Origin of the sequence: Bacteroides cutis (assembly GCF_900241005.1) — a bacterium.
GTDB lineage: Bacteria > Bacteroidota > Bacteroidia > Bacteroidales > Bacteroidaceae > Bacteroides > Bacteroides cutis.
The window spans coordinates 126,570-149,032 of the sequence record NZ_OEST01000001.1 but is presented as its reverse complement, the minus strand read 5'-3'; the positions used below and the strand labels follow the sequence as shown (position 1 = coordinate 149,032).

General features: G+C 40.7%; 12 protein-coding genes. 11 read left to right on the top strand and 1 reads right to left on the bottom strand.

The features are described 5' to 3' along the window. Window positions 1-131 precede the first annotated feature (131 nt). The 9 genes from C1A09_RS00600 to C1A09_RS00560 all read left to right on the top strand — a co-directional run bounded on the left by C1A09_RS00600 (window position 132) and on the right by C1A09_RS00560 (window position 14,630). A complete protein-coding gene (locus C1A09_RS00600; protein ID WP_101541820.1) occupies window positions 132-1,679 on the top strand; it encodes a sulfatase family protein in 1,548 nt (515 codons plus the stop codon). Window positions 1,680-1,722: 43 nt separating this feature from the next. Next, window positions 1,723-3,273, top strand: a complete 1,551-nt coding sequence (locus C1A09_RS00595) for a sulfatase family protein (protein ID WP_101541819.1) — start codon at window positions 1,723-1,725, stop codon at window positions 3,271-3,273. Window positions 3,274-3,285: 12 nt separating this feature from the next. Continuing rightward, window positions 3,286-5,184, top strand: coding sequence for a heparinase II/III domain-containing protein (locus C1A09_RS00590; protein WP_101541818.1), 1,899 nt, complete (start codon window positions 3,286-3,288; stop codon window positions 5,182-5,184). A 32-nt stretch (window positions 5,185-5,216) separates the two neighbouring features. After that, window positions 5,217-6,698: a glycoside hydrolase family 30 protein gene (locus C1A09_RS00585; protein ID WP_101541817.1), complete on the top strand. Its 1,482-nt coding sequence runs from the start codon at window positions 5,217-5,219 to the stop codon at window positions 6,696-6,698. 100 nt (window positions 6,699-6,798) lie between these two features. Beyond that, window positions 6,799-8,868, top strand: coding sequence for a hypothetical protein (locus tag C1A09_RS00580; RefSeq protein WP_117737167.1), 2,070 nt, complete (start codon window positions 6,799-6,801; stop codon window positions 8,866-8,868). 26 nt (window positions 8,869-8,894) lie between these two features. Continuing rightward, window positions 8,895-11,225: a GH92 family glycosyl hydrolase gene (locus C1A09_RS00575; protein ID WP_101541815.1), complete on the top strand. Its 2,331-nt coding sequence runs from the start codon at window positions 8,895-8,897 to the stop codon at window positions 11,223-11,225. A gap of 24 nt (window positions 11,226-11,249) precedes the next feature. Further along, entirely contained in the window at window positions 11,250-12,698 is a 1,449-nt protein-coding gene (locus C1A09_RS00570; RefSeq protein ID WP_101541814.1) for a sulfatase, read from the top strand. A 42-nt stretch (window positions 12,699-12,740) separates the two neighbouring features. Then, window positions 12,741-14,258: a beta-N-acetylhexosaminidase gene (locus C1A09_RS00565; RefSeq protein WP_101541813.1), complete on the top strand. Its 1,518-nt coding sequence runs from the start codon at window positions 12,741-12,743 to the stop codon at window positions 14,256-14,258. Window positions 14,259-14,342: 84 nt separating this feature from the next. Beyond that, window positions 14,343-14,630 (top strand): alpha-L-fucosidase C-terminal domain-containing protein, encoded by a 288-nt coding sequence (locus C1A09_RS00560; protein WP_180949153.1) that lies wholly within the window; start codon window positions 14,343-14,345, stop codon window positions 14,628-14,630. Window positions 14,631-14,737: 107 nt separating this feature from the next. Here C1A09_RS00560 and C1A09_RS00555 read toward each other — a convergent pair whose 3' ends face one another. Next, window positions 14,738-16,315, bottom strand: a complete 1,578-nt coding sequence (locus C1A09_RS00555) for a glycoside hydrolase family 43 protein (protein WP_101542401.1) — start codon at window positions 16,313-16,315, stop codon at window positions 14,738-14,740. 241 nt (window positions 16,316-16,556) lie between these two features. On the opposite strand from C1A09_RS00555, the gene C1A09_RS00550 reads away from it, so the two are divergent. Next, complete coding sequence (locus C1A09_RS00550; protein ID WP_101541811.1) at window positions 16,557-18,071, top strand: cellulase family glycosylhydrolase; 1,515 nt, start codon at window positions 16,557-16,559, stop codon at window positions 18,069-18,071. A gap of 249 nt (window positions 18,072-18,320) precedes the next feature. Continuing rightward, window positions 18,321-22,388 (top strand): hybrid sensor histidine kinase/response regulator transcription factor, encoded by a 4,068-nt coding sequence (locus tag C1A09_RS00545; protein ID WP_101542400.1) that lies wholly within the window; start codon window positions 18,321-18,323, stop codon window positions 22,386-22,388. Window positions 22,389-22,463: the final 75 nt, after the last annotated feature.

Below are 22,463 nucleotides of genomic sequence, written 5' to 3'. Positions count from 1 at the left end.
TTTGTACAAATACCTCCACCTTTAGTACAAGTCGGGTTAAAAATCTGATTCGTATTCTTTTATAATACATTTTGTGGATATATTTGCAATGTGATGTTTATACCTTAAATAACCAATCAATAATATCAAAGATGAAAAACCAGTATGTAACTTTAGCTTTACTTTGTCCGGTCATCTTTTCAAGTTTACCAATTAGTGCAAAGGATACGAAAGGTAAGGTCGCTGATCGTGAGAAACCCAATGTTATCATTATTTACGCTGATGATTTGGGATATGGTGATTTGCAATGTTATGGTGCAAAAAATGTAGAAACGCCTAATGTCAATCGTCTGGCAACCGAGGGCATCCGTTTTACCAATGCACATGCGGTAGCTGCAACCAGTACTCCCTCACGGTATTCTCTGCTCACGGGAGAATATGCATGGCGTCGTCCGGATACAGATATTGCTGCCGGTAATGCGGGGATGATTATACGTCCCGAACAATATACTATGGCAGATATGTTTAAACATGCCGGATATGTTACTTGCGCCATTGGGAAATGGCATTTGGGGTTAGGAGACAAAACAGCAATGCAAGACTGGAACGCACCGCTCCCAGCCGCTTTAGAAGATTTAGGATTTGATTATCATTATATCATGGCTGCCACTGCCGATCGTGTCCCTTGTGTATTCATAGAGAATGGTAAAGTGGCTAATTATGATCCTGCAGCTCCTATTGAAGTCAGTTATATCCGCAATTTTCCCGGTGAACCGACCGGTAAAAGCCATCCGGAATTACTTTATAATTTGAAACCGAGTCATGGACATGACATGTCCATTGTAAATGGTATCAGTCGTATTGGCTATATGAAGGGGGGTGGTAAAGCTTTATGGAAAGATGAGAACATTGCTGATAGTATTACTACACATGCCATCGATTTTATTCGGTCGCATAAAGATGAACCGTTCTTCATGTATTTTGCTACCAATGATATTCATGTTCCTCGTTTTCCACACGAACGCTTCCGTGGTAAGAGCGGTATGGGATTGCGTGGCGATGCAATCGTGCAGTTTGATTGGGCGGTAGGACAGATTATGGATGTACTGGATAAACTGGGATTAGCGGAAAATACTTTAATTATTTTGTCTAGTGATAATGGACCGGTAGTTGATGACGGTTATGATGATAAGGCAGAAGAATTGTTGAACGGTCATAGTCCTGCTGGACCGTGGAGAGGGAATAAATACAGTGCTTTTGAGGGTGGTACGGCTGTTCCGGTTATTGTCCGCTGGCCTAAACAAATCAGGAAAAATGCAGAGTCGGATGTGTTGATGTCACAGATAGACTGGATGGCTTCTTTGGGGGCTATGATCGATGCACGGATGCCGAAAGGTAGTGCACCGGATAGTGAAAATCGTTTAGGTAATTTGTTGGGTACAGATATGACAGACCGTCCGTGGGTACTGGAATTAGCTGCTAATCATGTATTGTCTGTACGCAATAAAGACTGGAAATATATTGAGCCGAATGATGGACCTGCCATGATTACCTGGGGACCGAAAATAGAAACTGGTAATTTAAGTGTTCCTCAACTTTATGAAATGAATAAAGTGACAGAGAAAGAAAACGTTGCTTCTCAATACCCTGATAAGGTTTTTGAATTACAGAATGTTCTTCGCAGAGTACGTCTAAAGTAAAAGGAATGATGTAAAATAGTCTTTGTTTTAAATTAAAATAGAAATGAAACCAATTTTATACAAACTTATTTGTAGTTTTCCTGTAACTCTTTTTGCAGGAATAGGTACACAGGTCTTTGGACAGGAACAAAGACCGAACTTAGTCTATATTTTTCCTGACCAATATCGGTTGAATGCGTTGAGTATATGGAGTGATCCGGCATATCGTAATGTTCTGAATACGATAGGTGATCCGGTTCATACTCCTAATTTGGATAGACTGGCAAAGCAGAGTGTTATTTTTAATCGGGCGTGTAGTACTTGTCCGTTGAGTAGCCCTCATCGTGCTATGCTGATGACAGGCGCATTCCCGGAGAAGAATGGAGTACCGGGTAATTGCCATGTGAACAACCAAAACGGTATTCCCGATAGCTTGGTTTGTTTTACTGATGTACTTGCGGAAGCTGGCTATGAAACGGCTTATGTGGGAAAAACGCATTGGCATCGTACGGAGGCCTTGTTTGACAAGGAGAATAATTATGTGGGTACAACTGAAGCGCCTGGCGGACATTGTGTGTATCCATACGATACCTATATTCCTGAAGGAAGAGGGCGTAAGAGTAATAAGTACTGGTTTCAGCAATTGAAAGATAATCATTTTAATGCTACTGCTTATTCCAATCGTCCGGAACTGGTGGGTGGAAAGAAAGATGGTGAGTCGTTCCGTTATCGCCGATTTACTCCAGAGGTTGAAGCGGATGTAGTGATAGGTTATCTGCGGAATAAACAAGGACAGCGAGACGCTTCCAAGCCTTTCAGCTTATTCTGGAGTCTGAATCCGCCTCATACTCCTTATCATAGACTTACGGATTGTAAGGAAGAGGTGTTTGATCAATATTATAAAGATTTGAAACCGGAAGAAGTGTTGTTACGTCCTAATGTGAAGTTTGGCGAGGGTACACAAGTGAAAAACTTGGAGCAACTGACATTTCAGGCAAAAATATATTTCTCTTTGGTGAAGAGTGTGGATGATGAGATAGGCCGGGTATTGAAAGTTTTGGATGAAGAAGGATTGACGGATAATACCATCTTGATATTCGCCGCAGATCATGGGGAAATGATGGGTAGCCACGGACGTATGGCGAAGAGTGTGATTTATGATGAATCGTTTTCTATTCCGTTCTTTATACGTTATCCCGGTCAACTGAAACCGGGAGTGAACGATCTGATGTTGGGTGCTACGGATATTATGCCTACTTTGCTGGGGATGATGAACCTTGAAGACAGGCTTCCCGAAACGGTGAAGGGAAAAGATTATTCACAAGGTATTCTTACAGGTAAATATAAAACGGTGAAGAAACCTGTTTCTCAGTTTTTCTATCAGCAGAAGGAGAAAGGTGTACGTACTGACCGCTACTCGTATTTGGTGACAAAGGATGGAAATTATCAACTTTTTGACAATCTGAAGGATCCTTATCAGATGCATTCTTTGAAAATAGAGGAAATTCCGTCGAATCAGGCAAAGTTACTGAAAAAGGAGCTTGGAAACTGGTTGAAGGTATCGGAGGATGGCTGGGCCAAGGAGCGGAAATTTCCGGATAAGATAATTTATTAAATAAATGATACCATGAGAAAATTAATATTATTGATTTTTACACTTTTGTGTGGCGCTTCCACATTTGCTTATACAGAACGTAACTTGCTTCAGAAGCAAGCAGATCTGAACTACTTAAAGGATGTGTTGGTTTTGAATCAACAATGGGTAACATATCCCGATTACTCCGATCGTGATGGTTGGGATGCATTCTTAGGAACGTTTAAAGATGATTATATCCGCCGGGGAGAAAAATTACTCGATTATCAATGGCAGGTAGTGAAGGCCACTGATTATCTCGCTTTTGAACGTACCGGTGATCGCTCGATAATGGAAAAACCTTTTGGAGCAAATAATAATGCCATTGCCAGTCTGTTGATGGCGGAACTTGCAGAAGGAAAAGGAAGATTTATTGATCAGTTAATAAATGGTGTATTCCATACTTGTGAAATGACTTCATGGGCTCCTGCCGCTCATCTCGTTATACAGCCTTCTTCCCGTTCGTTACCTACCTACGATTATCATGTGATTGATCTTGTCTCTGGAGATCTTGGTGGATCATTGTCGTGGGTTTACTATTTTATGCGTGATTCATTCGATAAAGTGAACCCGGAGATCTCACGTCGATTACGCCATGAGTTACAAATCCGTATTCTTGATCCTTACATGAACAATGATTCGTTTTGGTGGATGGCACGTAATTATAAAGGGCGTATGCTTAATAACTGGAATCCTTGGTGTAACAGTAATGTCCTGATGTGTTTTATGCTTCTTGAAAATAATCGAGATACGCTGGCCAAGGCTGTATATTTGACAATGGAATCGGTAGATAAATTCCTGAACTACATCAAGGCCGACGGTGCCTGTGAAGAAGGTCCGTCTTACTGGGGACATGCTGCCGGAAAGACGTTGGATTATTTGGAACTTCTTTCTGATATTACCGGAGGAAAGATTAGTATCTTTCGGGAACCAATGATAAAAAATATGGGTGAGTATATTTCCCGCTCTTATGTGGGAAACGGTTGGGTAGTGAATTTTGCTGATGCTTCAGCCCGTGGTGGTGGCGATGCATATCTTATCTATCGTTTCGGTAAAGACGTAGGAAGTGATGAATTAAAAAGTTTTGCCGCTTTGATGCGTAAATCACCTTCGTTACCTTCGAATGGCAGAGACATTTTCCGTACCTTGGCTTCCATAGCCATTGCCAAAGAATTACAACGGGAGGAAGCTGGTCATGAGAACCGTACTTTCACTTGGTATCCTGAAACTGAGTTTTGTTATCTTTCTACTAAAGAGGGGCTATTCCTTGCAACTAAGGGAGGGCATAATGGCGAAAGCCATAATCATAATGACGTAGGTACTTGCTCGGTATGGTTCAATCAGACCCCGATATTGATAGATGCCGGAGTAGGAACTTATACCCGACAGACATTTAGTGGAGAGCGTTATTCTATTTGGACGATGCAGAGTAATTATCACAACCTGCCTATGATAAACGGAATTCCCCAAAAGAACGGAAAAAACTATAAAGCGACTGGCGTAAAAGCTTCTAAGAATAGTTTCTGCGCTGATATAGCAGCTGCTTATCCCAAGGAAGCAAAAGTAAAAAAGTGGATACGTTCTTACAAAGTAAAAGGTAATCAAGTTCAAATCAATGATGTGTTTGATTTGGAAGAAGCGGTCGCTCCCAACATCATTAATTTCATGACATGGGGAAAAGTAGACAATTCAGAAAAAGGTAAAGTTTATATTCAGGTAAATGATGTGAAAGCCCAATTATTGTATGATGCAAATAAGTTTGAATTGGATGTTGAACCAAAAGAACTGACTGATTTAAAATTGTCGAATGTATGGGGAAAAACTATTTACCGGTTATCATTCAAAGCAAAACAACAATCTGATAAAGGTAACTATACGTTTACGATAAAATAACTACCTTAGATTATTACTAAATAAAAACACTTATGAAAATAAATTTAAAGAAATTATGTGTGTTGGGAAGTCTTCTAGTGGAATTCTCCGGCGTATATGCTCAATCTTTTACATGGATTAGCAGTACAGATAATGATGTTTGGAAAGAGACTAAAACCAAATTACAAGCCAGTAGTCCAAATACGCCTTTATTGTCGGTAAATGGTACTGAGAATATCCAAGTATTCAAGAAGTGGGGAACTTGTTTTAATGAATTAGGCTGGGACGCTCTCAATATGTTACCTCTTGAAGAACAGGATGTAATTTTAAATAATCTGTTTTCTCCGGATGGAGATTTACGTTTTTCCATGGGACGTATTCCAATGAATGCCAACGATTATGCCCGTGACTGGTATAGTTGCGATGAAGTACCTGGTGATTTTCAGTTGAAATATTTCAATATCAATCGTGATAAAACAACACTAATACCTTATATAAAAAGAGTACAACAAGTTAATTCCAATATTACTTTTTGGGCTTCTCCTTGGTCACCTCCTTCGTGGATGAAAGTTAATCATTACTATTCCGTGAGAAGTAATGCTGAAGTAAACCAATTGCCGGCTAAGCATGAGATAGCTCTTTATGAAGGTACTGACAACGTGAATAAGAAGTTTTATCCCAAGCAAGTAGCAGTCAATGATTATTTTATTCAAGATCCCCGCTATTTGCAAGCCTATGCCAATTACTTTTGTAAATTCGTATCTGCTTATCAAGAAGAAGGAGTTACTATTTCCCGCGTGATGTTCCAAAATGAACCGTGGGCCTATTCTATTTATCCGGCTTGTGCATGGACTCCTGAGGGTATTATTCGTTTCAATGTGGAATATTTTGCACCGACCATGAAGAAACATCATCCCAATGTTCAAGTTTATTTGGGGACGCTTAATACAAATCGTATTGAACTGGTGGATAAGGTTCTTTCCGATCCTCGTATGAAAGATACCGTTGAGGGTATCGGTTTTCAATGGTGGGGAGGACAAATTCTTCCTGAAATTCGTAAAAAGTATCCAAATTATAAATATATGCAAACTGAAAACGAATGTGGTTCTGGTACATTTGATTGGAAGGCAGCAGAGCATACTTTTAATTTAATCAATCACTATTTAGGAAATGGTTGTGAGGAATATACTTTTTGGAATGCTATTCTCTGTGATGCAGGAACAAGTGGTTGGGGTTGGAAACAGAATGCATTAATCCGTGTAGACTCGAAGACAGGTTCTGCGATCTACACTCCGGAATATTATGCAGTGAAACATTTTAGCAACAAGGTGGTTGCGGGAACCAAAGTATTGCATTATAAGGAAAAAGGTGAAGATAAACTACCTGTTATTATATTCCTTACACCGGAGAATAAATATTTGGTGGTAGCCGGTAATTTCAATGATGAACCAAAGAGTTTGACTCTGCAATTGGGTGATAAGTATTTAGATGTAACTTTAAAAGCACACTCTTTCAATACGTTTAGTATGAAATAATTTTCTACATTTGTAGACGAATTTTGTTAATACATAATTATCGACAAATAAGGTTTTAAGGGGAAATAAAAAATTAAAGCCTAAAGTAATTAAGAATATTATGAAAAAGAAAGGAGCAATTTTGTTTCAGGGCATCTGTACCCTCCTAATTTTGTTTACCTTTATAGGTAGAACACAAGCACAAATTTACACTGTAGAAAATCGGTATATTGCACGTACACTTCAAGTGTCCGATGGGGTATTGTCTACTAAGGTTCTTTTAAATAAAGAAGCTGGGACTAAATTGCTTCCTATTAATTGTGATGAGTTTCTGTTACATCTAACCTTATTGGACCATACGGAAAAGGTATTGTCCAATAAGGATTTTAAGGTTATTTCGGTTTCTACATATACAAATCCGGTATATTCTCAAAGTAAAGGATATAAATTTCTGTTACAGGATAAGAAAAATAATATATCATTAATTGTTTGTTATGAATTAGCTAAGGAGGATACTTATTGCCGAAAACATATTGAGATTAATTCTGGGCAAGATATAATTTTGAAAAAAATAGATGTAGAGGCTATATCTTTTAAAGATGCTTACCAGAACTATACTCTCAAACAACTTACTGCTAAGGGGCCTTCTCAATGGAAGCCGGGATTGGGACAGCCGGTTTATACTACCCGGACTGCTACTTTCTGGGGAATTGAGTTTCCTGCTTCACGCAATGAGGTAAACAAGCAAAAGGTAACGTGTGGGTATTTGTCAGGAAAATCCATAAAAAAAGGTGAACTTTATATCTCTTACAATAGTGTAGTTGGTGTCAGTGATGATCCACAATTTATGGATGATGCTTTCTACTCTTACATTGACAAAATCAGAAAACGTCCTTTTCGGTTACAAATTCAATATAACAGTTGGTTTGACTATTCTAAAAGGGTGGCTAAAGAAAACTTTATCCGTAGTGTGGCTATTGTCAATGATGAGTTGGTGGTAAAAAGACATTGCCAACCTCTCAATGCTTATATCATTGATGACGGTTGGGAGGATGTTAGTAAGAATGCAGATTGGTCGGACAAAGTATGGACTATCAATGATAAGTTTCAGCCGGACTTCTCCGATTGTTTCCGAGCAGTGAGGCAGAGGAACTCCAAACTGGGTGTATGGTTAAGCCCGGGTTGTCTTTTTGGAGCACAACCCATCATTCCACGGATGAAGGATTTTGGTTACAAAGCGCTTTCTATGGGAATGTCTATGACGGATAAGAAATATATGCAGAAATTGGAAGAACGCATATTAGAGTTGGCAAAAATGGGTATATCTTATTTTAAGTTTGACGGTATATTCGGACATCTCAATATACGTGATTTTGATATCAACGATAATCCATTTCCATCGTCTAATGATGTAAGATTGAATGAGGCGCGCTTCGATGTGCAAAAAGAACAATACCTTGTTGACGGAACCGAACAGCTTATGCAAATATTCAATAAATTGCATGAAGTCAATCCTGAAATATTCATCGCTATAACTAATGGGGCTTATCTCAGTCCTTGGTGGTTACAATATGTTGATATTGTTTGGCTTATCAATGCCGGTGATGCCGCCAAAGGCGATGACCGTACTGGCGAATTGGTTTATCGTGACCGTATCTATCATCAGATATGGGAGGAAGAAAATACGAAATTTCCGATGAACGCTATCTTCAATCATGAACCGAAGAAAACGACATCCAATGAAGAACCTGAGGTTTTCAGAGACTATCTGTTTATGAATTTGAGTCGTGGAACAGGTTTTGTGGAGTTGTATATTAAAACCGACAGCCTTTCTTCTATAGACTGGGATATTTTGGCAGATGGATTGAAATGGGTTCGTCAAGTATATCCAGCTTTTAAACATGTACGTATGCATGGGGGAGTACCGCAAAAAGGGGAAGTATATGGATATACTGCTTGGACTGATAATCGAGGATATCTTTCTATTCATAATCCTTCGGACCGACCACAGATATATCATATAACGTTAGATCGAAAATTGGGTTTAAATCCTCAAAAACGAGGTAAATATCAGGTTAGTTCACCAGTAGTTAATTTGCCTGATAATTTAGCTAAAGAGTATAAGTATGGCGAAACCATTTCTTTGGCTCTTGCTCCGAAAGAGGTAATTCTTCTTGATTTTATACGTTAAACGAAGAAATGTTAAAACATTTTCAAATGAGAAAGATATTCTCTATAGTATGTTTATTTTCTCTTTTATTATCTTTTACAAAGGTTAAGATACAAGATACTGCTATATCTCATCTTTCATCTTATGTCAATCCGTTTGTTGGAGCAACCACGAATACTAAGGATGCTAAAAGTTATCATGGATTAGGAAAAACATTTCCAGGCGTAACGGCACCTTTCGGTATGGTACAAGTAAGCCCAAATACGATTACGGGTGGAGATAACGGAAGTGGATATAGTTATGAGCATACTTCAATAGAAGGGTTTGCTTTCACACAAATGTCTGGTATAGGTTGGTATGGCGATTTGGGTAACTTTTTGGTGATGCCGACAATTGGAAAACTGAAAACCTTTGCTGGAACTTTGGATAATCCGGATGAAGGATATCGTTCTCGTTATGATAAACACAGTGAAGTGGCTTTTGCTGGATATTATTCTGTTGCCCTAACTGATTATGGAATTCATGCGGAAATGACGGCGTTACCCCATAGTGGTATGCTACGTTTCACTTTCCCAAAAAGTAGAGATGCGCATATTCAAATAGACCTGGCGCGGCGTGTCGGTGGAACTTCTGTAAAACAATATGTTGAGGTGGTAAATGACCATACTATAAAGGGTTGGATGAAGTGTCCTCCCGAAGGCGGAGGTTGGGGAAATGGTAACGGTAAAGCAGACTATACGGTGTATTTCTTTGCTGAATTTTCTAAATCTTTCAAATCTCATGGTATCTGGACAGCTGATATACCTGACAGTTGTAATCGGAAACGTGAAGATATAGAAAGTGAAAACTATCGTAATTTAATACGCCAATCCAAAGTTATTCCTTCTGCGATTGTTTATGAAGGAAAGCATATCGGATTCTATGCCGATTTTGATACCCGGAAGGATGAAAAGATTATTCTGAAAAGTGGAATTTCATTTACTTGTATGGAGAATGCGGAAGAAAATCTGTATACAGAAATGAAAGGTTGGGATTTTGATAAAGTATATAGAACCTGTACCGAACTGTGGGATAAAGAATTGGCAAAGATAACTGTCGAAGGAGGTACTGAGGAAGAAAAAGCCATCTTTTATACAGCCTTATATCATACTTTAATCGATCCACGTATTTGCAGTGATGTAAATGGGGAATATTGGGGGGCTGATAATCAAGTTCATCGGACTGAAAGCTTTAATAAGCGTACGATATTCAGTGGTTGGGATGTTTTTCGTAGTCAAATGCCTTTGCAGACTTTGATAAATCCTGCCTTAGTGAATGATTTAATCAACTCATTGGTCGAGATTGGAGAACAAAGTGGAAAGAAATATTTGGAACGTTGGGAGTTTTTGAATGCCTATTCTGGATGTATGATTGGAAATCCGGCAATTTCGGTTCTATGTGATGCCTGTTCTAAGGGCATACATAATTACGATATAGAAAAGGCTTATCAGTATGCTTTGAATACTTCTAAATTGTTTGCTAATAATGAACATGGTTTTACTTCCGATAAAAAGAGTGTATCCAAAACTTTGGAATATGCTTATTCCGACTGGTGTATGGCTCGTTTGGCAGAATGGTTAGATAAAAAGGAAGATAGTGCCTATTTTGATAAACGTGCTCAATCTTATACTACCGTGTTTGATCCTGATTTTGGTTGGTTCCGCCCGCGTGATGTGGATGGTAATTTTATGCCATTGCCCGAAACAGATCGCTTAGATAAATGGTATGGTTATGGTTGTGTAGAAAGTAATGTTTTCCAGCAAGGATGGTTTGTTCCCCATGATGTGCCAGGTTTAGTCTGTTTATTGGGTGGTCGTGATAAGGCTCTGGTTAAATTGAATGAGATGTTTGAGAAGGCTCCTCGTGATTATCTTTGGAATTCCTACTATAACCATGCTAATGAACCAGTACATCACATGCCTTTTTTGTTTAATCATTTAGGGACTCCCTGGCTCACTCAAAAGTGGACGCGTGATATATGTCGGAATGCCTATCATAATTCAGTGAATGGCTTGGTCGGGAATGAGGACGTAGGACAAATGTCCGCGTGGTATGTTCTGGCTGCTGTTGGTATTCATCCGATATGTCCCGGTGATACCCGTTATGAAATAACCAGTCCAGTTTTCAATAAGGTAGATATAAAGTTGGACTCTCGGTATGCTTCCGGTACGCAGTTTACTATAGAGGCAGTCAATAATAGTCCTGAGAATATATATATTCAAAACGCCGTACTCAATGGAAAACCTTATCACAAGTGCTATCTGACACATGATGATATTGTACGAGGAGGAAAATTAATTCTCACAATGGGGGCATGCTCTACTGAGTGGGGACATTAATTATGGCTTAACTTTAAACTTAATATGATGTTAGAATCTTTTGTCTTTAAGCACTTGTCAGTCAGAACTGTATTACTTTCTACTTCTTTCCTGTATGTTTCTTTTGTACAAGCACAGGAAAAGAAGAATGTATTATTTATCATAGTGGACGATTTGCGTCCTGAACTGGGATGCTATGGTAGCGAAGCAGCTATTACACCCTTCATAGATGGATTGGCAGCTCAATCGGTTATTTTTCAGAATGCCTATTGTAATGTGCCTGTCAGTGGAGCTTCCCGTTCTAGTCTGCTTACCGGAGTTTATCCGGATATAACCCAAAAACGTTTTGTGGATGCCGAAACTTGGTCACAAAAAGATTTACCGGGTGTTATTACTCTTCCGCAAGCTTTTAAGAATGCCGGATACTATACAATGTCCGTGGGTAAAGTGTTTCATCACTTTAATGACCGTACAGACAGTTGGAGTGAATTTCCCTGGATTGTAAGTCCTGCCAGTGGAGACTGGGCGCTGTACAACAAGTGGCATGTGTGGAAAAATGAGATTCCTGAAGAAGAACTGCATCCCCAAAGTCATAGAGGTCCCTATTGCGAAGGGGCGGATGTACCCGATAGCTGTTATGAAGACAACAAAATTGCCAGGAAAGCTGTAGCCGAACTGGGCAGATTAAAAGAAAAAAAGCAGCCTTTTTTTCTGGCAGTAGGTTTCCGGAAACCTCATTTACCTTTCATTGCTCCCCAAAAGTATTGGGATTTATATGAACGTGAAGATATAAAGATAGCAGATAACCGTTATCGTTCCGAAAACTTACCGGAACAGGTCCAGAATTCCCGTGAGATTTTTCAGTATACTCATGTTGGTAATACTTCTGATGAGGGTTTCCATCGTGAAGCCCGCCATGCTTATTATGCTTGTGTTAGCTTTATAGATACGCAAATAGGTATTGTACTCAATGAACTAAAACGTTTGAATTTGACAGACAATACCATTGTCGTTCTTTTGGGCGATCATGGTTGGCATTTGGGCGAGCATGATTTTTGGGGTAAACATACTTTGTTTAATCAAGCTACGCATGCTCCTTTCATGGTAAGTTATCCGGGTGGTATGCATGGAAGCAGTAGTAGTATAGTGGAGTTTGTAGATATTTATCCCTCTTTATGCGAAGCTTGTGGCATTTCTCAACCCGGGCATTTGCAAGGTCGAAGTTTTTTGCCTACTTTGAAAGATCCGAAAAAGAAACATCGCGATCATGCCTTTATACAATGGGGAAAAGGGGTAAATTTAGTTACATCGGACTATAGTTATGCGCAGTGGTATGATAGTTCACAGAATATTGTAAGCGAAATGTTATTCGATCATCGGAATGATCCGGAAGAGAATAAGAATGTCGCTGGTGAAAATAAATACTGTAAGTTGATAAAAAAGTTTCAGACTGATATAAAGAAGGAACAAGAAGAAACTCTTCCTTTGAAATAGAAATCTAAAAGATCTTTGATTAAATAAAAAAACACAGATATCATGAAAATTATTAGAACTCATCTGTTGGCAGTAGTTCTTTTTCTGCCTGTGCTTACCTTTGCACAAAATATAATTCCTGAACCGGCACAATATCGTCCGGCAAAAGGACAGTTTACATTGACTCCTGCTGAAAATAAAGCATTTGAAATGCAAAATATTCTTCCTGGAAGAGTCGTGCAACGCATAACATCGAGTTGTACAACCAATACCGATGAGGCTTATCGTTTGGAGATCACTTCCGATTCAGTCTTTATTCAGTCTGCTACTTCTACCGGGGCATTTCGTGCGGAGGAAACTTTAAAACAACTCTTGCGCTCAGGAAAAGGTATTGCGAAGGCTTGTGTCATTAATGATGAACCTCGTTATAGTTGGCGTGGATTTATGCTTGATGAAAGCCGCCATTTCTTTGGAAAAGAGAAAGTCAAACAATTGCTCGATGTTATGTCTTCTCTCCGTCTGAATGTTTTTCATTGGCATCTGACGGATGAGCCGGGTTGGCGTATTGAAATCAAGAAATATCCGTTATTGACGAAGATTGGTGCAAAAGGCAACTGGCACGATCCGGAAGCACCTGCAACTTTCTACACACAGGAAGATATTAGAGAGGTGGTTACCTATGCTGCCGCACGTCATATAATGGTAGTACCGGAATTTGATATGCCCGGACATGCTGCTGCTGTTTGCCGTGCTTATCCAGAGTTATCCGGTGGCGGTGAAGGTCGGTGGAAAGGTTTTACTTTTCATCCCTGTAAAGAAGAAACCTTTCGTTTCATCAGTGACGTGCTGGATGAACTTATCACCTTGTTTCCTTCTCCTTACATTCATATTGGTGGTGATGAAGTACATTTCGGTAATCAGAGTTGGTTTACCGATCCACAGATACAGCAATTTATCAAAGACAAACAATTGTTGAATGAAACTGGGTTAGAGCAATATTTTGTGCGCCGTGTAGCAGATATTGTAGCTTCTAAAGGTAAAATCATGATTGGCTGGGACGAAATTGTAGATGCCGGTGTGTCGCCAGACAAAGCTGTAGTAATGTGGTGGCGTCACGATCGTCGTCATCAATTATTGAAGGCATTGGAGGCGGGCTATCGTGTCATAATGACTCCTCGTCGCCCTATGTATGGCGATTTTGTGCAATATTCCACACACTCAGTTGGACGCTACTGGGACGGATATAATCCGATTGTCGATGTCTTCTCTTTCCCGCAACCGATAGAACATCTGCTTAAAGGATATGAAAAACAAATTATGGGTATGCAATTCTCTCTTTGGACTGAACGTGTTGCTGATGTAAAACGTTTGGACTTTATGGTCTTCCCGCGTCTCATTGCCCTTGCCGAAGCTGCTTGGACACCTGGTGTACGCAAAGATTATAGTCGGTTTATGCGACGATTGCCCTCTTTCCTGCGTTGGCTCGATACCAAAGACATTTACTATTTCGATCCGTTTGCTCCTGAAAGACGGCCGGAACCCACCGCTCCCGAGAAAGAAGATGTGCTGCAGAATGGATGACAATCCTGGGAGGTTTACAGTGAAGACAATAATGAAAAAAGTTATCGGGTATCAGCTGAGTTTGCAGGTAAGCAAATAGATGCCGTGTATGATGATACACCTCAAAATCTGGTACAGGATATCCGCTTCACCCAAAAGGGGCAGACATTATATGTGATTGCCCGTAGCTGGAGAGATAAGGAAGTATTCGTAAAAACTTTGCAAAAGACTAAATATCCTGCGAAAGCGTTGTCTTTATTAGGGTGCGAGTCACGGATACAGTGGAAACAGGATAAGAAGGGCGTGAAGATTACGTTGCCAGAGTCAGTAAGGCAGCAGGACAATACAATTCCGGCTTATGTATTTACGGTGGAATTAGCGAATAATAAATGAGAATATAATAAGAAGAAGTAAAACTTCCTGTTTTGAAGCGAAGAACTCTTTTTCCGTGGAATATCGGGAAAGAATTCTTCGCTTTGTTTTATTGGTTGGGATATCTGTTATTCTTTCACCTTTTCATAATCAAAATACCTGAAGTCGGCAGTTCCCTTTGATGTCGTATCACCCGCCACGGCATACAACCCCAACAAGATACCTGTGAAACCACCTGCTGTTTCTGTACTGATGTAACGGGTATTTATCTTTCCCAATTCTCGGAAGTTTTTTCCGTCTGTGGCATATTCAAAGATATAAAGCTCATTGTTTCCTTTTACACGGAGTTGTACCTCTTTACCTTGAGGAAGAATAATCTCTTTCTCGGTGTGGGTAAGTATATTTAGTTGATAACGTAGGGATACGGCTTGCTTGCCGTCCGGTAGTTGTTTCACAAAGAGGTCGTAATGCGATGGTTCGAACATATAAACGGTGAGTCCGGCTTCATCACCTTCGATAGCTTTCTGTAATTGTACGGAAGTGGTGGCGATGAAGTTGATATCCTCTTGTCGGCGACCTATGAAAGTGGGGCTGTCATCATTGGCATTCAAGCTTACAGGGGTAGCTTTCAGCCGGAGTTTGTCTGAAGTGAACGTGTAGTTCTCAGGATGATAGTTACGGATATATATCCATTCAGGACTTAATTTCCCGTTTTTGAAATTAGTACGTACAGGTTGGGTCGTAAAAGGTTGTTGAGGCAGGGTAGGCACATCCATTTGTAACTTGATTGTTCCATCACCGTTTACTACAGGCCAGGCATTTGTTTCCCAACATACCGGGGCGAGGAAAGTTTCACGTCCCAAAAGATGATGCATACCGCTTTGCGGGCGGAAAGCGAGACATACCATCCACCAACTTCCGTCGGGAGCTTGCACAAGATCGGCATGTCCGGTGCCTTGTATCGGGTTGCTTTGCGCATTTTTGTTGATATGCGTTAGGATGGGATTTGCGGGATTACTGTCGTAAGGGCCTTCGATGTTACGGCTTCGGGCAATGGTGACTTTGTGCCCGTATTCCGTTCCGCCTTCCGATATCAGCAGATAATACCAGCCATCTTTCTTGTAGATATGTGGTCCTTCGGGATGGCGTCCGCCTGTACCGTTCCAGATACGTTTGGATGGCGTCAACTGTTCTCCCGTCATCGGGTTGATCTCACTTAACCAGATGCCTATGTCGGGATTACTGACCAGATAACATTTATCATTCTCAAAATAAAGCGAAGGGTCGATACCTTCTTGTTTCAGCCAGACGGGTTCAGACCATTCGCCATGCGGGTCGGTGGTATGAACAATGAAATTACCTTTATCCGAAACATTGGTGGTAATCATATAGAACATGCCGTCATTATACCGGATAGTGGGGGCATAGATGCCACCCCATGCACTGGCGCCATCAAGTTTTAATTGCGAAGGACGAGTCAGGCAATGTCCTATCTGTTCCCAATGGATGAGATCTTTGCTATGAAACAGCGGTACGCCGGGGAAATATTGAAAACTGCTGTTAACCAAATAGAAATCATCACCTGCACGGCAAACGCTCGGGTCAGGATGAAATCCGGGAATTACAGGGTTTTGAAAACCTTGTTGGCTTTGAGAGAAAACGGATAGGCTGATTACCAGTCCGAGAAATAACATCATCTTTCTCATAATGTACATTGTGTTTTTAATAGTTTATCAGATGAAAGGATAACTTCTTTTCTCACAAATATAGGGCATTTCGGAGGGATTGGCAAGTAGTTTGGTGGAGGTATCCCTTAATAATAACCATTTATCCCATACCGGTAACAAATGATACCCTTCCGGGTAACATATCATCGATCTGGTGTGTGGGTTTTCCGTTACCTTTGCCTTCAGTGAGATTAACCGTTAAAGCATAATACGTAAAAACATGAAGAATATCATTAAAAAGTCCAATGCCTGTCTGACATTTATAGCTTTCTCTTTTTTCTTATTAGTTGCGGCGTGTTCCAGTGACGATGAACAGGTGGAACCGGTAGTTAAAATTCCCGATACAGTATTAAGCTCCGGAATGACTTTTGCCGGAACAGAGGGTATGCAGATATTGAGTATACAAACTAATGTAACATTAGAAGTGACTTCTGATAAGGATTGGTGTACTGTAACCTATAAAAATACAACTGCCCATGGAATTGCTTCCTATCAAGTAAAGTTGGATGCTAATCCTGATGCGACGGAACGCACGGCTTCTATTATGGTAAAAGTGAATGATACAAAGATAGGGACAATCAATGTTGTCCAAGAAGTTGCTCTCTTGGAACCGACACCTGATCCGGAACCAGGTCCACTTCCTGATATCGGGATGAACAGTGATGCTAAGGTATTAGCTGCCAAGATGTATGCTGGTATTAATATAGGTAATACTTTGGAAGTACCCAAAGGTCAAGACTGGGGTAACAATGCAACCGTTTCGGCGGCTTATATCAATGGGTTGAAAAAACTCGGTTTCAATGCAGTCCGCATCCCTTGTGCATGGAGTTCTCATGCAGATGTATCTACTTATCAGATAGATGCGGAATGGCTCGATAAAGTGGCTGAGGCGGTAAATCTTTGTATCTTGAATGACATGTATGCCATTATCAATATCCACTGGGATGGCGGTTGGCTCGAAGATAATATTCTTGGTGGTTACAGTGAAGTAATCAATGCAAAGCAAAAGGCGTTATGGACACAGATTGCCACTAAATTCAAAGAGCATGATGAGCATCTGCTTTTTGCAGGATGTAACGAGCCGGGAATGAATGAAACCAGTAACGGGACAGGGTTTAAAGCGGCTTCCGTAGAGACTATTATGAAATATGAGCAGACATTTGTGGATGCCGTACGTGCCACAGGTGGAAATAACGCATCACGCTGCCTTATTGTGCAAGGACCTGCTACAAGAATATCAGATACTTGTAATGATGGATACGGTTTTTCAATGCCTACAGATGACGTCCCTAATCGCCTGATGCTGGAAGTTCATTTCTACGATCCCTATAATTTCTGTTTGATGGAGAAAGATGAGAGTTGGGGTAAAACATTCTGGTATTGGGGTGAACCGAATCGCGTAAGTGGATCGGAGCATAATCCTATCTGGGGAGAAGAAGAGTATGTGAAAGAGCAGTTCCAACTGCTGAAGATCCACTTTGTAGATAAAGGTTATCCGGTGATTATCGGCGAATACAGTGCGATGAAACGTACGGTCGCCGAAAATCAGGAGAAACATAATCAGAGTCGTGCCTATTGGAATGAGATCATTACTCGTGAAGCGAAAAATCATGGTATTGTGCCTTTTTACTGGGAAACAAATGGAGATATAAACCGTAGTACCGGCAAAGCGAGAGAAGTTTATGCCATTGATGGCATTATGAAAGGAGCTGTTGCGGGTACGTACCCTTATTGATTTGAAGATAATGGTATTAGTTCAATAAAGGTTTCATCATAAGTTATCTAAGGATTATAGATTGTTAATACAGGTTTTTTTTTGATTGGTTCGGGGGGGTATATCCGTGATGGAGGTGCTCCCTCATTTCGTCCCCCGGATAGTAAATATCCGGTATTGAATGATACTAAAAATAACATCATCTCTTGCTTATCCGCCTGCTTTTTGCTTCATTTGCAAGAGAATAGAATTGTTCCTATATCTGATATTATGAAGAGAATACAAATATTCATCCTATGGGTCATGGTGCTGTACTTACCTGTTGCAGCCCACGACTATATGTTCAAACATCTGGAAGTAAAAGACGGACTTTCCAATAATCAGGTTAATTCCATTTACAAAGATTCCAACGGTTTTATGTGGTTTGGTACAGCTTCGGGGCTGAACCGGTATGACGGTTATAGCATTAAAGTCTATCGTAGTAGGCAAGATGATGAGAAGTCCTTGCCGGACAGCTATATAGAGAAAATACAGGAAGATGCGGCAGGAAACCTTTGGTTGGAAACAGGAGCGGGTTATGCCATCTATAACAGTGTTTCGGATGATTTCAACCGTGATGTGGAAACGTGGATGTGGAATATTGGCATTGTGGGAAGACCTACTCTTATTTATATCGATAAGGAGAAAGACTTCTGGATATATGTGATGGGCAAGGGTGTCTATCGGTATAAAATGGGTGATAAGGATGCTGAAATCGTAAAAATAGCTGATAAGAAGTTCCTGTCGACAGAAATTACCGATATCATTGAATGTAGTGAAGGTATCTTGCTGGTTAATGTGAACGGTGTGATAGCTTGTATTGACAATGAGAAACTGGAACCTAAATGGATGAACGAGGATATTGCGGAAGAATGGGGTAATGGCCGGAACATTGTTTTTACTTTTTTCGTGGACCGTAACGAGCGGGTATGGATATACAGTATAGAAGGAATGTGGATTTATAGCCTTTCAGGAAAGGTTTGGGAGTCACGTTCCATCAGAGGAGATACTTACGATGCCGTGCGGGCTTTGGCGCAGGATAAAAACGGACGGATATGGGTGGGACGAGATCAGGATGGCATTGAAGTGATTGATGAGGATGCCGTTCACCTAAAATTGGTGAATGATGCCGGTAATGACCGTACCTTATCCAATAATACGATTACGGCGCTCTATGAAGATGCTTCAGGTACAATGTGGGTGGGTACTTATAAGAAAGGTGTTTCATTCTATAACGAGAGTGCCTTTAAATTCGGTAACGTCAATGTGGGAGACGTCAACTGTGTGGAAGACGGTAAAAATAATATTGTTTGGTTGGGAACCAACGATACGGGGTTGGTGCGTTGGAATATGGAGACGGGAGAGCGGAAAGTCTTTTCGCATATGGCCGATACAAACTCTATTTCCAGTAATGTGGTTGTTTGTCTGTTGCAAGGTAGTGACGGTAAATTATGGATAGGGACCTTTTGGGGTGGATTGAACTGTTACGATGGTAATCGCTTTATTCATTATCGTGCAGGTAAAGGGCATGGAGAAGAAAATACGCTGGTTTATGATAATGTTTGGGCTTTGGCGGAAGATGCCGAAGGCCATATCTGGATTGGTACACTGGGGGGAGGTATACAATGCCTGCACCCTACAACCGGTAATTTTGAAACGTATTATACAGGTAACTCTGATTTGGTATCTGATTATATCTCTTCCATTTGTGTGGGGCGTAATCATACGCTGATTATCGGAACCTCGGCAGGTATGGCTATCATGGATTTGAATACGAGGAAGATAACCAACTTTACGGGAACAAAGTCGGGGAAGGAACGGTTTTCCAATCAGAATATAAGCCAAGTCTATGAAGATAGTCGCGGTCTGCTTTGGGTAGCTACGCGTGAGGGACTCAATGTATATGATCCGAAACAGGATGAAATTTACGAAGTACCTATCAAACCGGATTTTTCTAGACTGTTTATACTGGGGCTTACGGAAGATGATAATAGAAGCATGTGGGTCAGTACGGGTGGGGAACTGATTAATGTCGTACCGTCTGCCGATGCAAAATCGGGACAACTCACTTTCCGCTGTTATACCTATAACGATAAGGACGGACTGCAAAGTTGTGACTTCAATCAACGTTCGCTTAAACGGTTACATACGGGAGAGATTGTGGTAGGTGGTTTGTATGGTTTGAACCGCTTCAATCCCGATAATATCAAGTATAACCATACTTTACCCAAAGTAATGTTTACCGGTTTCCAACTGTTCAATAGAGAGGTGGAGGTAGGTGAAGAATGTGACGGACGGATTATCTTGCCGGGAACATTGAACCATGTTCAAGAAATAATATTGGACTATAAACAGAATGTATTTACGGTTCTGTTTGCCTCGGATAATTATGTATTACCGGACAAGACCCGGTATTTTTATAAACTAGAAGGTTTTAATGAAGACTGGTTGGAGGAAACTGCGAATATGCACCGGGTGACTTATACCAATCTGGCTCCCGGCACTTATACATTGAAAGTAAAGGCTACCAATAGCGATGGGTATGCCGGGACGGAAGAGGCAAGTTTGAAGATTGTGATTTTGCCGCCTTTCTGGATGACTCCATGGGCATACACATGCTATGTCCTTTTATTTATCGGCATAGTATGCCTGTCGCTCTATGCCATACAGCGCAGAGAGCGTAATAAATTCAAAATACGCCAGATGGAACAGGATGCCAAGAAGAACGAGGAAGTCAACCAAATGAAATTCCGTTTCTTTACCAATGTCAGCCACGAATTACGTACACCGTTGACGTTGATTATTTCACCGTTGGAGGGTATTATTAAAGAAACTATGGATGAAAAGCGATTGGAAAAACTAAGACTGATGCACCGTAATGCATTGCGGTTGTTGACTTTGGTAAATCAATTGCTTGACTTTCGTAAAAATGAGATGGCAGGTCTGCATCTAAGCCTTTCGGAAGGGGATGTTGTGGCTTATGTTCGTAATATTTGTAGTTCTTTCCTTATGCTTTCGGAGAAGAAGAACGTACATCTCACTTTCTTTTCTGCCGTAGACTATCTGAATATGGCTTTCGATGAGGATAAGTTGGGAAAAGTGGTAATGAACTTATTGTCCAATGCTTTCAAGTTTACGCCGGAGGGCGGACGTGTGGATGTATCGATTGATGTCCTGAAAGAAACTCCTGAAATGCTGGAAATAAAGGTTTCCGATACGGGTATTGGTATCAGTGATGTAAATAAGGAGCGCATCTTCGAACGTTTCTACCAAATAGAACAGGAGGGAGAACATAATCAGTCGACGGGCAGTGGTATCGGCCTGAGTCTGGTACGTGATTTTGTAACCCTTCATGGAGGTACGGTACGGGTGTTTGATAATGTCGGTACAGGTAGTGTATTTGTTGTGGATATTCCTGTACAACATAAAGAGGTGGTTCAGGATACTAATAGTCTGTCTTCGCTAACTACTGTGTTTTCCGAAACAGAGGAGGGGGTACCTTCGGGACAAATCCGGGAAGATGTTCTGGCGGAGGCCGAAAAAGAAAAACCTTTGGCACTGATTGTGGATGATAACGAAGATCTTATTATCTTTATGAAAGATGCTCTCAGTCTGTATTTCCGTGTGAAATCTGCCGCTAACGGTCGGGAAGCATGGCAAATAATACCGGATTTGATGCCGGATATTATCGTCAGTGATGTGATGATGCCTGAGATGGATGGAAATGAACTTTGTCGTTGGGTGAAGTCGGACAAGCGTACTTCGGGTATTCCGTTCATCTTACTGACAGCTAAACAGGCGGTGGAGGACAAGGTGGAAGGACTGACTATCGGTGCGGATGATTATGTCACGAAGCCATTTAATGTGGAGGTGTTGGTACTGCGTATGCGTAAGCTGATAGATTTAAGTAAGAAAAATAAGTCACGTACTCATATAGAACCGGAACCGAGCGAGATTGTGATTACCTCGTTGGATGAACAATTGGTGGCAAAAGCTATCAAGTATGTAGAAGATAATATATCTCACCCGGACTTATCGGTAGAGATTTTAAGTCGTGAGTTGGGGATGAGTCGTGTTCAACTCTATAAAAAGCTGTTGCAGATTACAGGTAAGACACCTACGGAATTTATACGAATTATCCGGTTAAAGCGGGCGATGCAATTCCTGCGGGAGAGCCAGTTGAATGTATCGGAGATAGCGTATAATGTAGGCTTCAACAACCCCAAGTATTTTACGAAATATTTCAAGGAAGAATTTGGCGTTTTACCCTCTGTTTTTCAGGAAAAGGAAGGTAAATAACAAAAGATACCCATAAAAGAAACATATTGTCTTTTTATAAATCAAAAAAGCCCTTTCGTCTCAACATCGGAAGGG

Excerpts from the sequence above, each read along its gene's own strand:
- C1A09_RS00600 (WP_101541820.1), top strand. The coding sequence starts at position 132 with ATGAAAAACCAGTATGTAACTTTAGCTTTACTTTGTCCGGTCATCTTT.
- C1A09_RS00595 (WP_101541819.1), top strand. The coding sequence starts at position 1,723 with ATGAAACCAATTTTATACAAACTTATTTGTAGTTTTCCTGTAACTCTT.
- C1A09_RS00590 (WP_101541818.1), top strand. The coding sequence starts at position 3,286 with ATGAGAAAATTAATATTATTGATTTTTACACTTTTGTGTGGCGCTTCC.
- C1A09_RS00585 (WP_101541817.1), top strand. The coding sequence starts at position 5,217 with ATGAAAATAAATTTAAAGAAATTATGTGTGTTGGGAAGTCTTCTAGTG.
- C1A09_RS00580 (WP_117737167.1), top strand. The coding sequence starts at position 6,799 with ATGAAAAAGAAAGGAGCAATTTTGTTTCAGGGCATCTGTACCCTCCTA.
- C1A09_RS00575 (WP_101541815.1), top strand. The coding sequence starts at position 8,895 with ATGAGAAAGATATTCTCTATAGTATGTTTATTTTCTCTTTTATTATCT.
- C1A09_RS00570 (WP_101541814.1), top strand. The coding sequence starts at position 11,250 with ATGATGTTAGAATCTTTTGTCTTTAAGCACTTGTCAGTCAGAACTGTA.
- C1A09_RS00565 (WP_101541813.1), top strand. The coding sequence starts at position 12,741 with ATGAAAATTATTAGAACTCATCTGTTGGCAGTAGTTCTTTTTCTGCCT.
- C1A09_RS00555 (WP_101542401.1), bottom strand. The coding sequence starts at position 16,315 with ATGAGAAAGATGATGTTATTTCTCGGACTGGTAATCAGCCTATCCGTT.
- C1A09_RS00550 (WP_101541811.1), top strand. The coding sequence starts at position 16,557 with ATGAAGAATATCATTAAAAAGTCCAATGCCTGTCTGACATTTATAGCT.
- C1A09_RS00545 (WP_101542400.1), top strand. The coding sequence starts at position 18,321 with ATGAAGAGAATACAAATATTCATCCTATGGGTCATGGTGCTGTACTTA.